This window comes from Falsiruegeria mediterranea M17 (assembly GCF_900302455.1).
Taxonomy (GTDB): Bacteria; Pseudomonadota; Alphaproteobacteria; order Rhodobacterales; family Rhodobacteraceae; genus Falsiruegeria; species Falsiruegeria mediterranea.
In genome coordinates, this window is record NZ_ONZG01000042.1 from 1 (window position 1) to 1,180 (window position 1,180).

Genomic DNA, 1,180 nt, shown 5'->3' on the forward strand with positions numbered 1-1,180 from the left:
GTGCATGATTGGCCTTTGGTCCATCTGGACGATGGTTTCGGGCGCTGGCGGGCGATAACCTAGGGCACTATGTGGACGTTTCGTGTTGTAGTTTTTTCTCCATTGTTCGATCAGGATTTGTGCTTCGCGCAGGCTGTAGAAGATTTCTCCATTCAAGAACTCATCCCTGAACCGTGCATTGAAGCTTTCGCAGTATCCGTTTTCCCGGGGTGATCCAGGCTGGATGTATGCCGTCTTTGCCCCAACAGCCTTGATCCAATCCCGCACGGCCTGAGCAACGAACTCGGGGCCATTGTCGGACCGGATATAGGACGGGATGCCACGCAGGATGAAGAGATCGCTCAGGGCGTCAATCACGTTGCCTGAGTTCAGCTTCCTATCGACACGGATCGCCAAGCATTCTCGGCTGTACTCGTCGATGATATTGAGCGTGCGGAACGCTTTCCCATCGTCAGTCCGGCAATGCACGAAATCGTAGCTCCAAACATGATCGCGATGTTCAGGCCGAAGCCGGACACATGATCCATCACTCAGCCAAAGCCGTCCCTTCTTGGGTTGTTTCATTGGCACTTTCAGCCCCTCTCGCCGCCATAACCGCTCCACGCGCTTGTCATTCAAATGCCAGCCAGCGTCTCTCAACAGTGCTGCGATCCGACGGTAGCCGTATCGGCCATATTGGCGGGTCAGTTCGATCATGTCGGCGACCAACCGCTCTTCGTCTGGACGGCCAACAGGTATCCGCCGTTGTGTCGATCGGTGTTGTCTCAGAACACGGCAGGCGCGCCGCTCTGAGACAATCAGCTCAGCACGAACACGATCAATGCAGGCTCGGCGGCGAGCGGGGCTCAGAAGTTTCCCTTTGCTGCCTCCGCCAAGATCAGCTTGTCCAAGGTCAAATCAGACACAGCCCTTCGTAATCGCTCGTTCTCTTTCTGAAGACGCTTCAGTTCCTTCAATTGATCCGTGCCCATTCCACCGTACTTTTTCTTCCAGCGATAATAGGTTTGTTCAGCCACACCAATCTGGCGGATCGCATCCAGACGCGGCATCCCTTGCCCCGTCAGAACCTCAACCTGCCGCAACTTCGTGACAATCTCCTCAGGCTTTGGTCGCTTGTTGGCCATGTGTTTCCTCCGTTTTCCTAAACATAGCGGAGGACCACTTCAGTGGGGGAAGACCA

At 55.0% G+C, this 1,180-nt stretch carries 1 protein-coding gene; it reads right to left on the reverse strand.

The features are described 5' to 3' along the window. Positions 1-1,124 (reverse strand): IS3 family transposase gene (locus TRM7615_RS25250; protein ID WP_108792739.1). Its coding sequence is split into 2 segments (ribosomal slippage), with 1,125 coding nucleotides annotated over them: positions 1-860 and positions 860-1,124; the frame shifts between segments, so codons are not numbered across the junction. This gene is flagged as partial in the annotation. Positions 1,125-1,180: the final 56 nt, after the last annotated feature.